This window comes from Streptomyces sp. NPDC002742, assembly GCF_042888885.1.
Classification (GTDB): domain Bacteria; phylum Actinomycetota; class Actinomycetes; order Streptomycetales; family Streptomycetaceae; genus Streptomyces.
In genome coordinates, this window is record NZ_JBIAQF010000009.1 from 53,087 (window position 1) to 66,767 (window position 13,681).

The following is a 13,681-nucleotide window of genomic DNA, read 5'->3' on the forward strand; positions in this document are numbered from 1 at the left end:
GCCCACCGGCGACCGCCTGAAGGCTCTGCCCGTCGGCGACCGGGCGCTGCTCGTCGAGGTCTCCTCGGGGGAGGCGGCCCAGGCCCTGCACGCCGAGCTGGTGCGGCGCCGCGCGGAGGGTTCGTTGTCCGTGCGGGAGATCGTCCCCGCGGCCCGCACGGTGCTCCTGGACGGCCTGGACGACCCCGCGCGTCTCGCGGAACGGCTGCCCGGCTGGGAGATCCCCCCGCTGAACGCGCGCGCGGACGACACCGTCGAGATCCCGGTACGGTACGACGGTCCCGACCTGGCGGATGTGGCGGCCCATTGGGGGGTGGCGGTGCGCGACGTGCCACAGATCCACGCGGCGGCCGAGTTCCGGGTCGCCTTCTGCGGGTTCGCGCCCGGCTTCGGCTACCTCACGGGACTGCCCGCGCGCTACGACGTGCCACGCCGGGCGACCCCGCGCACGGCGGTGCCCGCAGGGTCCGTGGCGCTCGCGGGCCCGTACACGGGTGTGTACCCGCGCAGTTCGCCGGGCGGCTGGCAGTTGATCGGCACGACGGACGCGGTGCTGTGGGACCACGCGCGCGTACCGGCCGCGCTGCTGGCTCCCGGCGCCCGGGTCCGCTTCGTGGCGGCGGGGTGTTCATGAGCGACCGGGCCTTCGCGGTGGTGCGGGCGGGGGCCCTGACCACCGTCCAGGACCAGGGGCGGCCGGGCCACGCGCATCTCGGTGTACCGCGATCCGGAGCCCTCGACGCGCCCGCGGCCGCGCTGGCCAACCGGCTCGTCGCCAACCCCGCCGAGGCCGCCGTGCTGGAGACGACGGTCAACGGCTGTGCTCTGCGCCCCCGTTCGACGGTCACTGTGGCGGTGACCGGAGCGCCCTGCCCGGTGACGGTGGACGGCCGCCCGGCCGCCTGGGGGGCTCCCGTCCTGGTGCCCGCGGGGGCGCTCCTGGACGTGGGTTCCGCGCGCGTGGGGCTACGGAGTTATGTGGCCGTGTCCGGTGGCGTGGCGGTCGATCCGGTGCTCGGCAGCCGCTCGACCGACCTTCTCTCGGGGCTCGGCCCCCCGCCCCTCACGGACGGCGCGGTGCTTCCCCTGGGGCACCCCGGCACCCTTCACACGCGCGTGGACGTCGCCGCGCACCGCGCCCCGCCCGCCGAGCTGGTCCTGCGGGTGACCCTCGGCCCGCGCGACGACTGGTTCACGGAACCTGCCGTACGTACACTCACGACCCGTGCCTACCGGGTCTCGGCTGCGAGCAACCGCATCGGCCTGCGCACGGAGGGGCCCTCCCTGGAGAGGGCCGTCTCCGGCGAACTCCCCAGTGAGGGCATGGTGCTGGGCGCCGTCCAGGTACCGCCCGACGGCAGCCCGGTCGTCTTCCTCGCCGACCATCCGACCACTGGGGGGTACCCGGTGATCGCGGTCGTCCGTGCCGGCGACCTCCCGGCGGCCGCTCAGGCGGTCCCGGGGACCCCGGTTCGCTTCGTGGCCGTGCGCCGCCGCTGAGGCCGTCAGAGGTCCGTACACCGCCGAACAGGACCCAGGGCCCGCGCCCGCCCGGCACCTCCCGCGCGCGTCCACGCACCCGTCATGCCACGTCCGGCCGTTCGGACACGGACAGGGCCGCCAGGGCGGACGCGACGGCGTGCGAGGCGCTCAGATCGAGCCGGGCACTGGTGCCCCTGGCCCGGTGGCGCACCTCCGAAGCGGCCAGGGTCAGCAGCTGCGGCAGCAGGTCCGTGCAGCGCCTGGCCACCCATCCCGTTCCCGCCGTGGCCAGCCACAGAAGGCTCGCCGAGCGGGTCGGCGCGGGGAACTCGGGCTCGGCCGACGGCGTGATCCCGTCGGCGACGCCCTCCTCGGTGAGCAGGGCGTGGAAGCGCAGGGCGAGCTGGCGGTGCCCCAGCTCCCCGGGGTGCAGCCGGTCGGCGCTCCACACGGCGCGGTCCTTCAGCCACTCCTCCTCCGCGGCGTGCAGATGCATCGCCCCGTATCGCATCGACAGCGCGTGCACGACCGCGTTGACCGCGTGCTGCCTCCTGGCCAGCGGGCGGGCCAGGGCTCCCGGCAGACCGAGCATCGAACCGGGGTCCGGGAGACAGGCCGTCATCACGGCCGTGTCCCGCTCGCGGAACGCCGCGTACACCTTGTCGAGCCGTTCGGCCACCGAGTGGATGTCGAAGGTGTACCGCAGGGTGTCGTTGACGCCGATCACGACGGAGACGAGGTCGGGCTCCAGGGCGAGCGCCGCCGGGGTCTGCCGTTCGAGGACGTCCCGCGTCTGCGCCCCGCTGACCGCGAGGTTGGTGAACTCCACGGGCGCGTCCGCCGGAGCGAGCCCGGGGGCCAGCAGTTCGGCCCACCCCCGCCACCGGTCCCCTACGGGGTCGCCCACACCTTCCGTGAGCGAGTCCCCGAGGGCGACGAACCGAACCGGTCTCATGCCACGCCCTCCTGGAGGCGCGGCCGGGTCCCGGCCACCGCGTCGTGCGCAGCGAGGAAACCCGTCACCGCGGCGTCCCAGCCGAAGCACTCGGCACGCGCGCGTGCGGCCTCCCTGCGCTCGCTCTCGGTGCGGCCGAGCAGCAGTCGTACCGCGTCCGCGAAGGAGTCCCCACTGTCGGCGGCGGTGGCTCCGGCGGAGCCGACGATCTCCGGCAGGGCGGAGAGCGAGCTGGCGACCACGGGGGTGCCACAGGCCATCGCCTCCAGGGCGGCGAGCCCGAAGGTCTCCGCGGGCCCGGGGGCCAGGGCCACGTCCGCCGAGGCCTGGAGGGAACCGAGCAGCGTGCGGTCGGCGACGTGCCCGAGGAAGGTGACGGGCAGCCTCCGCTCCCGGGCCCGCTGGTCGAGCCGGGCCCTGAGCGGTCCGTCCCCGGCGACGACGAGCACGGCCCGTTCACCGCGCCGCAGCAGCGCCTCCAGCGCGTCGAGCGCCGTACCGGGACGCTTCTCGACCGAGAGCCGGGAGCACATCACGAGCAGGGCCTGGTCCGCGTGTGCGTAGCGGGCGCGCAGCGCCGGGTCCCGCAGGGCCGGGTGCCGGTTCACCAGGTCGACGCCCAGGGGGGCGCGTACGACGTTGCGGGCGCCGATGCGCACGAACTCGCGCTCGGCGAACTCCGTGGTGCACACCACCCGTGAGTAGGTGTGCGCGGTACGGACGTTGAGGGCGTCGGCGGTCCTCCGGGCCATCGCCTCGGACAGTCCCCAGGTGCGCAGCACACCGTCGGCGGTCTCGTGGGAGACCATCACCGCGGGCACCCGGGTCCGTCGCGCCCAGACTCCGGTCCAGCGCAGGGTCGTGCGGTCGGAGACTTCGAGGCGGTCGGGGGCGAGCGACTCCAGGAGCCGGGCCACCCGCCGCTTGTCCGTGAGGACGCGGTAGCCGCCGGTCCCGGGCAGCAGCGGGCCGGGCAGTGTGATGACCCGTCCCTGCTCGGTGTCGCGGTCGCTCGCGCGCTCACCGGGGATCACGAGCACCGGCTCGTGGCCGGCCGCCAGATAGCCGGCGCCGAGCTCCCGCAGGGCCGTGCGCAGACCGCCGGAGGAGGGGGCGACGAAGTTGGCGATCCGTACGATGCGCAGACTCATGCCGCCACCAGCTTCCGTGCGGAGAGCACATCCTCGTAGTGGCCTATGAGCTGGTCGCCCACGGCGGCCCAGGTGCGGCCCTCGACCATGGCGTGCCCGGCGGCGCCGTAGGCCGCCCGCAGCGCGGGATCGGCGGCCAGGGTGCGCACCGCGTCCCGTACGGCGTCGGCGTCGCGGGGCGGGACGAGCAGCCCGGTGCGCCCGTGGTCGACCAGGTCGAGCGGTCCGCCCGCGGCGGGCGCGACGACGGGCACTCCGCTGGCCATGGCCTCCTGCACGGTCTGGCAGAAGGTCTCGAAGGGGCCGGTGTGCGCGAAGACGTCCAGCGAGGCGAAGATCCGGGCGAGTTCGTCACCGGTGCGCCGGCCGAGGAAGACCGCTCCGGGAAGCGCGCCGCGCAGGGTGGTTCCGCTGGGTCCGTCGCCGACCACGACGACACGCACGCCCTCCATCTCACAGACCCCGGAGAGCAGTTCGACGTGCTTCTCGGGGGCGAGCCTGCCGACGTAACCGACGATCAGCTCGCCGTTCGGCGCCAGTTCGCGGCGCAGCGCCTCGTCGCGGTGCTCGGGGCGGAAGCGGACCGTGTCGACACCGCGCGCCCACAGCCGTACCCGGGGCACGCCGTGCGTCTCCAGGTCGTGCAGGGCCGCGCTGGACGGGGCGAGCGTCCGGTCGGCCGCGGCGTGCACGGAGCGGATGCGCCGCCACGCGGTGGCCTCACCCGCGCTGATGTACGTACGGGCGTATCCGGCGAGGTCGGTCTGGTAGACGGCCACGGCGGGGATGCCGAGCCGGGAGGCGGCCGCCATGCCGCGGACGCCGAGGATGAACGGGCTGGCCAGGTGGACCAAGTCGGCGCGGTGTTCGGTGATCGCCGCGGCGACGCGTCGGCTGGGGAGGGCGACGCGGACCTGGGGATAGCCCGGGAGCGGAATGGACGGGACCCGGACGACCGGGCACGGCGCGAGAGCGTCGGACCCGCTCCCGGTGAATGCGCCGCCCTGTTCGGGGGAGGCCGAGAACTTGGGGGAGGTGGCCGGGGCGACGACAAGGGGGGCGTGACCGCGATCGACGAGGTGCCGGGCGGTCTGGAGCGCGCAGTGTGCCACGCCGTTCACGTCGGGGGGAAAGGATTCGGTCACGATGACGACTCGCATACGGGTGTTCTCGCCGCACTGGACGTGGCCTCGTCAACGTGGATCTATGCGAACGATGAACGTCCCGTGAGCGTTGCGCTCCGCACCCGTCCAGGTCAGCCCCCGTCCACGCGTTCCTGACTCCCGGGTCACCGAACGTTCATACGGCCGGCATGTCGGGTCCGATCCGGCTCCGTACCGCTGTCTGGACTTCGGCCTCCTCGGCCGGATCCGCGGCCAGCCGGCGCAGCTGATCCACCACGCGCGCGTCACCGGTCTCGGCGTGCCGGGCGGCGATCTCGCGGGTGGTCTCCTCGCAGTCCCACAGGCACTCGACGGCGAAGCCCGCGGGGAAGGAGGGATCGGTCACGGCCAGGGCACGGGCGGCGCGCTGGCGCAGATGGGATGACGCGGTCTCCCGGTAGATGTGCCGCAGCACGGGGGCGGCGCAGGCGATGCCGAGCCGTCCGGTGCCGTCGACGAGGGTCCACAGGGTCGGCGCGTCGGGGCCCTCGCCCCGTACCGCCTCGCGCAGGGCGGCCAGGACGAGGTCGCGGTCCTTTGCCCCGCCCCGGCAGGCGAGCACGCGGCCGGCGGCGGCGCCGAGGGCGTCGGGCCGGTGCGCCCAGCCCCGCGCCCGGTCGACGGCGGCGACGCTCCGCATCCGTTCGAAGGCGTCGACGGCTGCCTCGGCGACGGTCGCCGAAGCGGCCGCGACCGCCGCTTCGATCAGGTCGAGGGCGTCCGGATCGTTGCCGTCGGCGAGATAGCGCAGAGCTGTGCAGCGGGCGCCCTCCGTGCCGTGGCGCGCGGCCTCGACGATCTCGGGACGGTCCTCCGGCCCGGCGACGGCGGTCAGGCAGCGGGCTGCCGGGACGTGCAGCGCGGCTCCGCGGTCGATGCCCTGCTGGGCCCAGTCGAACACGGCGCCGACGCTCCACCCGGGGCGGGGTCCGGACGGTCGCATCTGGCGCTGCCAGCGGTCGAAGGACCCGGCTTCCTGGGCGGCGCGCACGCGGGTGGCGATGGACGCGCGGGAATCGTCGGCCCACAGCCGCCAGGGCCGCGGTTCGAAGGAGTCGCGTACGACGGCGGCGAGGGCGGCCTCACCCTCCGGATCGGCCGGGAACCGGGCGAGCACCGGGGCGGCGAGGGCGCGCAGGCCCGCGTCGTCGTCGCGCAGGGCCAGCTCGTCGAGGGCCCAGGCCCAGTTGGAGCCGACGGCCGCGTACCTGCGCAGCAGCGCGAGCGCGTCGCGCCTGCCGTAGGAGGCGAGGTGTCCGAGGACCGCGAGGGCGAGCCCCGTGCGTGACTCGCAGTCGTCGAGGACGTCCTCGGCGTCGAAGAGGTGCCGCTCGATCTCGTCGAGCTCACCGCTCAGATCGAGGTAGAGACGGGCGTAGTACAGGGAGCGGTTCTCCACCTGCCAGTCGTGGCGGGGGTCCCTCAGAACACAGTGGTTCAGTGCCGCGAGCGCTTCGGCCCGCGGTGCGGTGAGCGCGTGCAGCGTGCCGTCGCCGCGGCCCCTCTGGAGCAGGCCGAGCAGCGTTCCGCTGGGCGCTATGACCGGATCGAACATGGGAAACAGCCTCACATCAAGCGTCGACGCAACCGGGATCCTGCATTACCTGGCCGCGTAACAACACGTCGGAGCGCCCGCCGTCTCTTGCTTGTTGTAGACCATCTTCCTCTGCCTCTCGTCGGTGGCCCATGCGGGCCGCGTCACGGCCCGCGCGGTGCGGCAACTTCTGCCCAGCCATCGCGTCCGTGAATCACGTCGACATGATGACTCGGCGGTTCTTCCTGCCGCGACCGTATTTCCGGCGGCCCCGTTCCGCCTCCCTTTTTTCGTGCTTCTCGCCTGGTCAGAGCGTTCGCGCTACTGCGTACCGAACAGTTCGAGCAGGTCCGTCTTGGCGAACATGCGCGCCGTGTCGACGGCCGAAGGAGTACCCGCGGCCGGATCGGCGCCGACGGCCAGGAGGACCCGGATGACGGCTTCCTCGCCCTTGAAGACGGCTCCGGCGAGGGGGGTCTGGCCCCGGTCGTTGACCCGGTCCGCCTCGGCGCCGCGCTCCAGCAGGGCGCGGACCGCCTCCGCGTGGCCGTGGTAGGCGGCGAGCATCACGAGCGAGTCGCCGCGGTCGTTGGTGAGGTCCGCCGGAACACCCGCGTCGACATAGGCCGCGAGCGTCTCCGTCTCGCCGCGTCGCGCCAGATCGAAGATCTTGGTCGCCAGCTCCACGACCTCGGGGTCGGGGGCTTCGCTCATCGGCCGGACCGCCTCTCACTGCAACCGTTCGGGTGAATCGACAGGGTACTGGCTCCGGCGGCACATGACAGGCATCCTCCGAGGCAAAGATCACAAAGGGCGCATCGAACGCAACGGACACAACAGACCAGCTCAGGCGGCCCAAGACAGCTCAACCGCATGGATGAAATCAGCCGGATTTCACCCAGTTGCACCTTTTATCGTATGGATACATGCTGTGATCCTGGAACAACTCATGGTGACCGTCCCCACGAACCAGGAGAGCTCAAATGATTCTGTCCATGTCAGGCGTCGTCCTTCTCGGCATCATCGTCTTCCTCTTCTTCAAGAAGGACGGGCTGAAGGCGTCGCACGCCCTGGTGGCCGCACTCTTCGGCTTCTACCTCGCCAGCACGGCCATCGCGCCGAGCATCAAGGCCGGCGGGGAGAGCCTGGCGGGCCTCCTCGGCGGGATCAAGTTCTGACGACGTCCCCCACCTCGTACGCACCTCCAGGAGACAGCAGTGGCTCGGCGCCCTCTCCCCCGCATCCTCAGCAACGGCACCGCACAGATCGCCAAGAGCCGGGAGCTGGCCCGGACGGCAGCCGACAGCGCCACCGATGTCCTCCATCCACTGATCACGGTCACCCGTGGACTGCGCCGGCTGGCAGCCGCCGGACGACGCAAGTGGGCCGCCACGCCCAAGGACCGGCGCGGGCCGCTGCTGTTCCTGGTGGCCTCGGTGATCCTGATCGTGGCCCTGGTGCCGTACGGACCGCTGCTCGCCGTCATCACCCTGATGGCGGCGGCAGCCTGGGCCGGCCGCGAGCGCACCCCACCGCCCGCCACCGGCCCCGACGAGGCACAGACCGGACGCCTCCAGTCCCTCTACGAGGCACTCGTCCCGTACTTCTCCACGGCCGATGACCCCGCTCCCCTGTACGCCCACGGCGGCGACTGGGAGAAGGCGTTCGCCGCTTACGACTTCGACGACGACGGACGGATCTCCCGTCTGCTCGTCCACTACCCGGCGTACTTCACGGACGGCGAGCCGGACTCCCGCGCGCGGATCGAGCACCTCCTGCACGCCAAGTCGGGCCGCGGCCGTGAGTACCACTTCGACTGGGACGAGGAGGGCAACGAACTCACCGTCACGGTCCTCCCGCCCCTCCCCACCGACATCGCCGCCCAGCGCTTCGTCACCGCGCCAGGCGAGACGGTCCTCGGCTTCACGGATCCGGCCGACGTCCAGCGCACGCTCCCCCTCACCCACGGAGAGGAACGGCGCGACGTCCCGCCGGTCGTCTGGCGCACCGGCGCCCGCTCCACCGAGCCGCACCTGCTCATCACGGGCGAACCGGGTACCGGCACGACCACCCTCCTGCGCTCCATCGCCCTGCAGTCCCTCCAGTACGGCGATGTCGTCATCGTCGACGGCGGGGGCACCGGCGAGTACGCGTGCCTGACCGGACGCGACCGCGTACTCGCCGTCGAGTGCGCGGCGGCCGGGGCGCTCGGCAGTCTGGAGTGGGCGGCGCACGAGACGGAGCGGCGGCTGATCGCCGCGAACCGCGCCCGTCAGGCGGGGCATCCCGCCCCCGACGACATCAAGAACCCGCTCTGGATTCTGCTGGACCGGCCGAGCGCGCTGGGCCATCCGGCCGCCGCGGACGGACGCAAGGACCCGCAGGCCCTGCTCCAGATTCCGCTGCGGCACGGCCGTGCGGCGGGCGTCACGGTCGTGATCGCGGAGCACTTCGAGAACCTCGACCTCCTCAGCGACGCCGTACGGCAGCACACCCGCGCGCGCGTGGTGCTCGGCGCGGCCTCCGCCGCCCAGCTGGAATCGATCCTGGGCGCGCCCCCGCACACCACCCCGACCCGGGACGTACCGCCCGGCCGCGGCTATGCCCGCCTGGGCGCGGGGCCCGTCCTGCGCCTCCAGGTCCCGGCCACACCGGACCCCTACGACGAGGCGACGAGCGAGACACACCGGCGGGCGGTGCTCGACCTCCTCCCGGAACGGACCACGCCGGGAGACGCGGCACAGGTGCCCTCGGAGATCGCGGGAGTCGCCGGGGTCGCCGTGGCGGAGGGATGAGGTCACCGCTCCCGAGGCCCTCACGCGCGCGTGGGACGGGCCGGAAACCCGGCTGGGTTTCCGGCCCGTGCCACGCGCGACCGTCCCACGCGCGACCGTCACACCTGCGGCCATCACACGTCCGTTCGGCTACGCCACGAACGTGCGCGGACCGTCGTCCCCTCCGGTCGCGCCGGTCTCCACCAGCCGAGCGGCCGCGGCCAGCCGCGCCGCCGCCTCGTCGGCGACCGCGCCGCCCACGGTGAACGGCAGCCGCACATAGCCCTCGAACGCGCCGTCCACCCCGAACCGGGGCCCGGAGGGCACGCGCACGCCCACGCGCTCACCGACCTCGGCCAGCCGCGACCCGGACAGACCGCCCGTGCGCACCCACAGGGTGAGACCGCCGCGCGGCACCGAGAACTCCCACCGGGGCAGTTCCCTGCGCACAGCCGCGACGAGGGCGTCGCGGTTCTCGCGGGCCTGGCCGCGCCGGATGTCGACCGCCTGCTCCCAGCCCCCCGTGGTGAGCAGCCAGTTCACGGCGAGCTGTTCCAGCACCGGCGTGCCGAGGTCGGCGTAGGCTCGCGCGGCGACCAGGCTGCGGATGACGTCCGGAGCGGCCCGTACCCAGCCGATCCGCATCCCCGCCCAGAAGGCCTTGCTCGCGGAACCCACGGTGATCACGGTCGAGCCGGCCGGGTCGAAGCCGCACACTGGACGAGGCATCTCCACGCCGTCGTCGAGGTGCAGCTCGCTCATCGTCTCGTCGACCACGAGGACGGTGCCCGCCGAGCGCGCCGCGTCCACGAGCCCGCGCCGCTGGTCCTCGCCGGCGAGTGCCCCGGTGGGGTTGTGGAAGTCGGCGACGACATACGCGAGCCGGGGCGCCGCGTCGCGCAGGACCTGGCGCCAGCGGTCCATGTCCCAGCCGCTGAGCCCCTCGGCCATCGCGACCGGCACCAGCCGGGCACCGGCCTCGCGCATCAGCTGGAGGATGTTGGCGTAGGAGGGCGACTCGACGGCGATCCGCTCGCCGCGGCCCGCGAAGAGATGACAGATCGCGTCGATCGCGCCCATCGCTCCGGTGGTCACCATGATCTGCTCGGGCATGGTCGGGATGCCGCGCGCCGTGTACCGCTCGGCGAGCATGGCGCGCAGCGCGGGCAGCCCGGCCGGGTAGTCGCCGTGCGTGTGCGCGTACGGCGGCAGCTCCTCCAGGGCTCCCTGGACACTGCGGGTCAGCCACGGTTCGGGCGCGGGCAGCGCCGCGCAGCCGAGGTCGATCATCGAACCGAGAGTCTCGGGAGGCAGCGGTTCCAGACCGCGGGCGGGCAGCGGATTCCCGGCGGGGACCGCGGTCCAGCTGCCGGCTCCGCGGCGCGATTCCAGAAAGCCCTCCGCCCGCAGCGCCTCATAGGCCGCGGCGACGGTCGTACGGCTGACGGCGAGGGCCAGCGCCAGCTCCCGCTCGGCGGGCAGCCGCGCGGCGACCGGCACCCGGCCTTCGAGCACGAGCAGTCGCACGCCGTCGGCGAGCGCCCGATACGCCGGCGGACGCCGGGTCCCCGGGCCGGCGGGCCGCTCCTGCTGGGAGTTGAGGAGCCGCGCGAGCTGAGCGGCCCCTACCGCCGAAGTCCACTGCGCCATGATTCCAGTCCACCTTCCCCGAATTGGCCATGGATGAAGCAACTTCCCCTGCCACAGAGTGTCATGCGCCAGGCCACTACCACCATCGGGGGCATCCCATGTCCACACGCTCCGAGTCCGCACCTGCCGGGGGTCCCGGGCCCGGGCGGCTTCCCCGCCGCCTCGTACGGCTCTACGCCGGGCTGGCCCTGTACGGCGCGAGTTCGGCCCTCCTGGTGGAGGCGGGCCTGGGGCTGGAGCCGTGGAACGTCCTGCACCAGGGTCTCGCCGAGCTGACCGGCCTGACGATCGGCTCGGTGTCGATCATCGTGGGCGCCGCGGTGCTGCTCCTGTGGATCCCGCTGCGCCAGCGGCCGGGCCTCGGCACCGTCTCCAACGTCTTCGTGGTGGGCATCGCCATGGACGGCACCCTCGCGCTGGTCCCGGACGTCCACACCCTGTCCGTACGGATTCCGCTGATGGTGGCGGGCATCGCGCTGAACGGCGTGGCGACGGGCCTGTACATCTCCGCCCGTTTCGGTCCGGGTCCCCGCGACGGTCTGATGACGGGACTGCACCGGCGTACGGGCCGCTCGGTCCGTGTGGTGCGCACGGTCCTCGAGGTGGCCGTGGTCGCGACCGGCTTCGCGCTCGGCGGCACGGTCGGCGTGGGCACGGTGCTGTACGCCGTCGCCATCGGGCCCCTCGCCCAGCTCTTCCTGCGCGTGTTCGCCGCCCGTCCGGCACCGGTCGGCTGCGCCGTTGTCGCCACAGGTCAACCGGAGCGCGCCATACTGCCCGGGTGAGCACGCGCACCCTTCACCCGTACCTCGACCACCCCGGCCCGATCCCCTTCGCGCACCGCGGCGGGTCGGCGGACGGTCTGGAGAACACCCTGGCCCAGTTCCGGAGGGCGGTGAACGCCGGGTACCGCTACATCGAGACCGATGTGCACGCCACGGCGGACGGCAGGCTGGCCGCCTTCCACGACACGACCCTCGACCGGGTGACGGACGGCGCGGGCCGGATCGCCGACCTTCCCTGGGAAGACGTGCGCCACGCGCGCGTGGCGGGCCAGGAGCCGGTCCCCCTCTTCGAGGAACTGCTCGAAGAGCTCCCCGAGGTCCGCTGGAACGTCGACGTCAAGGCCGAACCCGCGCTCCTCCCGCTGCTCGACCTGATCGGCCGCACCGACGCCTGGGACCGGGTCTGCGTCGGTTCGTTCTCCGAGGCGCGCGTGACCCGCGCCCAGCATCTGGCCGGGCCGCGCCTCGCGACGTCGTTCGGTACGCGAGGGGTGCTCAACCTGCGGCTGCGCTCGTGGGGAGTACCGGCCGCGGTGCGCCGCTCCGCGATCGCGGCCCAGGTCCCCGAGACGCAGTCGGGTGTGCCGGTGGTCGACCGCCGCTTCGTACGGGCCGCCCACGCGCGCGGGCTTCAGGTGCACGTGTGGACCGTGAACGAATCGGAACGCATGCACCGGCTCCTGGACCTGGGAGTCGATGGCATCATGACCGATCACATCGACACGCTGCGCAAGGTCCTGGAAGACCGGGGCACCTGGTTCTGAGCCTCCTCGCGCGGTCCGTTCACGGGGAAGCGAGGGCACGGGTGAGCACACAGACCGTGCGGGCGGGGGCGGCCGGGGAGGCCGCCGAGCGCCGACGAGAACAACGCGGCTGGTACTTCTACGACTGGGCCTGCTCCGTCTATTCGACGAGCGTGCTCACCGTGTTCCTCGGCCCCTATCTGACAGCGGTGGCCAAGCACGCGGCGGACCCGGACGGGTTCGTCCATCCGCTGGGAGTACCGATCCGGGCCGGCTCCTTCTTCGCGTACGCCGTCTCCGCCTCCGTCATCCTGTCGATCTTCGTGATGCCGATGGCGGGTGCCGCGGCCGACCGCACGGGCCGCAAGAAGCCACTGCTCGCCGCGGCGGCCTATCTGGGCGCCGGAGCCACCACGGGCATGTTCTTCCTGGACGGCGACCGCTATCTGCTGGGCGGGCTGCTGCTGATCGTCGCGAACGCCTCGCTGGCCGTGTCGATGGTCCTGTACAACTCCTACCTGCCGCAGATCGCCCCGCCCGAGGAGCGCGACGCCGTCTCCTCGCGCGGCTGGGCCTTCGGGTACGCGGCGGGCTCACTGGTCCTGGTCGCGAACCTGATCCTTTTCACGGCCCATGACAGTTTCGGTGTCTCCGAGTCGACGGCCGTGCGCATCTGCCTGGCCTCGGCGGGCGTCTGGTGGGGCGCCTTCACCCTCGTGCCGCTCAGGCGGCTGCGCGACCGGCGGACGCCCTCCGCCGGCCGCGCGTCCGCGCACGGATGGCGGCAGCTGGCCGCCACGGTGCGCGACATGCGCGGCCAGCCGCTCACGCTCTCCTTCCTGCTCGCCTACCTCATCTACAACGACGGCATCCAGACGGTCATCTCGCAGGCCTCCGTCTACGGCTCCGAGGAACTGGGCCTCAGCCAGTCGACCCTGATCGTGGCCGTACTCCTCGTCCAGGTGCTCGCGGTCGGGGGCGCACTGGGCATGGGCTGGCTGGCCCGTACGTACGGCGCGCAACGCACCATCCTCGGCTCACTCGTCGCCTGGACGCTCACCCTCGCCGCGGGGTACTTCCTGCCCGCGGGCGCGCCCGTGTGGTTCTTCGTCCTCGCGTCCGGCATCGGACTGGTCCTGGGCGGCAGCCAGGCACTGTCGCGCTCGCTGTTCTCGCACCTCGTGCCGAGCGGCAAGGAGGCCGAGTACTTCTCGGCGTACGAGATGAGCGACCGCGGGATGAGCTGGCTCGGCCCGCTGCTGTTCGGACTGACCTACCAGCTGACGGGAAGTTACAGGGACGCGATCATCTCGCTCGTGGCCTTCTTCGCCATCGGTTTCGTCCTGCTCGCACGGGTCCCGGTGCGCCAGGCGATCCGCGACGCGGGCAATCCCGTACCCGAGAGGATTTAGCGTCCGGGGCCAAAGAGCGGTAGTGTACGCGT

At 73.0% G+C, this 13,681-nt stretch carries 13 protein-coding genes; 7 read left to right on the top strand and 6 right to left on the bottom strand.

Annotation, left to right across the window (positions count from 1 at the left end; translation table 11 throughout):
• Positions 1 to 16 precede the first annotated feature (16 nt).
• The gene (gene pxpB / locus ACFYW8_RS17575) at positions 17 to 634 is read left to right on the top strand and encodes a 5-oxoprolinase subunit PxpB (protein ID WP_389076188.1); all 618 of its coding nucleotides are present in this window, start codon (positions 17 to 19) and stop codon (positions 632 to 634) included.
• Positions 631 to 1,500, top strand: coding sequence for a biotin-dependent carboxyltransferase family protein (locus tag ACFYW8_RS17580; RefSeq protein ID WP_389075302.1), 870 nt, complete (start codon positions 631 to 633; stop codon positions 1,498 to 1,500). The genes pxpB and ACFYW8_RS17580 overlap by 4 nt, the downstream gene beginning before the upstream one ends.
• 82 nt (positions 1,501 to 1,582) lie before the next feature.
• Here ACFYW8_RS17580 and ACFYW8_RS17585 read toward each other — a convergent pair whose 3' ends face one another.
• From ACFYW8_RS17585 to ACFYW8_RS17605, 5 genes are all read right to left on the bottom strand, one after another.
• The gene (locus tag ACFYW8_RS17585) at positions 1,583 to 2,437 is read right to left on the bottom strand and encodes an SGNH/GDSL hydrolase family protein (RefSeq protein WP_389075307.1); all 855 of its coding nucleotides are present in this window, start codon (positions 2,435 to 2,437) and stop codon (positions 1,583 to 1,585) included.
• Positions 2,434 to 3,588 (bottom strand): glycosyltransferase, encoded by a 1,155-nt coding sequence (locus ACFYW8_RS17590; protein ID WP_389075310.1) that lies wholly within the window; start codon positions 3,586 to 3,588, stop codon positions 2,434 to 2,436. The genes ACFYW8_RS17585 and ACFYW8_RS17590 overlap by 4 nt, the downstream gene beginning before the upstream one ends.
• The gene (locus tag ACFYW8_RS17595) at positions 3,585 to 4,748 is read right to left on the bottom strand and encodes a glycosyltransferase family 4 protein (protein WP_389075315.1); all 1,164 of its coding nucleotides are present in this window, start codon (positions 4,746 to 4,748) and stop codon (positions 3,585 to 3,587) included. Before ACFYW8_RS17595 ends, ACFYW8_RS17590 begins: the two co-directional genes overlap by 4 nt.
• 139 nt (positions 4,749 to 4,887) lie before the next feature.
• On the bottom strand, positions 4,888 to 6,306 hold the full coding sequence (locus ACFYW8_RS17600; protein ID WP_365878746.1) for a HEAT repeat domain-containing protein: 1,419 nt from the start codon (positions 6,304 to 6,306) through the stop codon (positions 4,888 to 4,890).
• Between the two features lie 300 nt (positions 6,307 to 6,606).
• Positions 6,607 to 6,999 carry an ankyrin repeat domain-containing protein gene (locus tag ACFYW8_RS17605; protein ID WP_365878748.1) on the bottom strand — a complete coding sequence of 131 codons (393 nt, stop codon included), beginning with the start codon at positions 6,997 to 6,999 and terminating at the stop codon, positions 6,607 to 6,609.
• A gap of 269 nt (positions 7,000 to 7,268) precedes the next feature.
• Here ACFYW8_RS17605 and ACFYW8_RS17610 point away from each other — a divergent pair, with 269 nt between their 5' ends.
• Both ACFYW8_RS17610 and ACFYW8_RS17615 read left to right on the top strand, forming a co-directional pair.
• Positions 7,269 to 7,463, top strand: coding sequence for a hypothetical protein (locus ACFYW8_RS17610; RefSeq protein ID WP_037621052.1), 195 nt, complete (start codon positions 7,269 to 7,271; stop codon positions 7,461 to 7,463).
• A 39-nt stretch (positions 7,464 to 7,502) separates the two neighbouring features.
• Positions 7,503 to 9,080, top strand: coding sequence for a hypothetical protein (locus ACFYW8_RS17615; protein WP_365878750.1), 1,578 nt, complete (start codon positions 7,503 to 7,505; stop codon positions 9,078 to 9,080).
• Positions 9,081 to 9,209: 129 nt separating this feature from the next.
• On the opposite strand, the gene ACFYW8_RS17620 is transcribed toward ACFYW8_RS17615, so the two are convergent.
• Positions 9,210 to 10,709: a PLP-dependent aminotransferase family protein gene (locus tag ACFYW8_RS17620; protein WP_365878752.1), complete on the bottom strand. Its 1,500-nt coding sequence runs from the start codon at positions 10,707 to 10,709 to the stop codon at positions 9,210 to 9,212.
• A 98-nt stretch (positions 10,710 to 10,807) separates the two neighbouring features.
• On the opposite strand from ACFYW8_RS17620, the gene ACFYW8_RS17625 reads away from it, so the two are divergent.
• From ACFYW8_RS17625 to ACFYW8_RS17635, 3 genes are read left to right on the top strand one after another with little or no spacing between them, the layout of a single operon-like run.
• Positions 10,808 to 11,494, top strand: coding sequence for a hypothetical protein (locus ACFYW8_RS17625; protein ID WP_365878754.1), 687 nt, complete (start codon positions 10,808 to 10,810; stop codon positions 11,492 to 11,494).
• Positions 11,491 to 12,258, top strand: coding sequence for a glycerophosphodiester phosphodiesterase (locus tag ACFYW8_RS17630; protein ID WP_365878756.1), 768 nt, complete (start codon positions 11,491 to 11,493; stop codon positions 12,256 to 12,258). Before ACFYW8_RS17625 ends, ACFYW8_RS17630 begins: the two co-directional genes overlap by 4 nt.
• 41 nt (positions 12,259 to 12,299) lie before the next feature.
• Positions 12,300 to 13,649 (top strand): MFS transporter, encoded by a 1,350-nt coding sequence (locus ACFYW8_RS17635; protein ID WP_389075335.1) that lies wholly within the window; start codon positions 12,300 to 12,302, stop codon positions 13,647 to 13,649.
• Positions 13,650 to 13,681 lie beyond the last annotated feature (32 nt).

Coding starts and splice junctions, on each gene's coding strand:
- ACFYW8_RS17580 (WP_389075302.1), top strand. CDS start 631: ATGAGCGACCGGGCCTTCGCGGTGGTGCGGGCGGGGGCCCTGACCACC.
- ACFYW8_RS17585 (WP_389075307.1), bottom strand. CDS start 2,437: ATGAGACCGGTTCGGTTCGTCGCCCTCGGGGACTCGCTCACGGAAGGT.
- ACFYW8_RS17590 (WP_389075310.1), bottom strand. CDS start 3,588: ATGAGTCTGCGCATCGTACGGATCGCCAACTTCGTCGCCCCCTCCTCC.
- ACFYW8_RS17595 (WP_389075315.1), bottom strand. CDS start 4,748: ATGCGAGTCGTCATCGTGACCGAATCCTTTCCCCCCGACGTGAACGGC.
- ACFYW8_RS17600 (WP_365878746.1), bottom strand. CDS start 6,306: ATGTTCGATCCGGTCATAGCGCCCAGCGGAACGCTGCTCGGCCTGCTC.
- ACFYW8_RS17605 (WP_365878748.1), bottom strand. CDS start 6,999: ATGAGCGAAGCCCCCGACCCCGAGGTCGTGGAGCTGGCGACCAAGATC.
- ACFYW8_RS17610 (WP_037621052.1), top strand. CDS start 7,269: ATGATTCTGTCCATGTCAGGCGTCGTCCTTCTCGGCATCATCGTCTTC.
- ACFYW8_RS17620 (WP_365878752.1), bottom strand. CDS start 10,709: ATGGCGCAGTGGACTTCGGCGGTAGGGGCCGCTCAGCTCGCGCGGCTC.
- ACFYW8_RS17625 (WP_365878754.1), top strand. CDS start 10,808: ATGTCCACACGCTCCGAGTCCGCACCTGCCGGGGGTCCCGGGCCCGGG.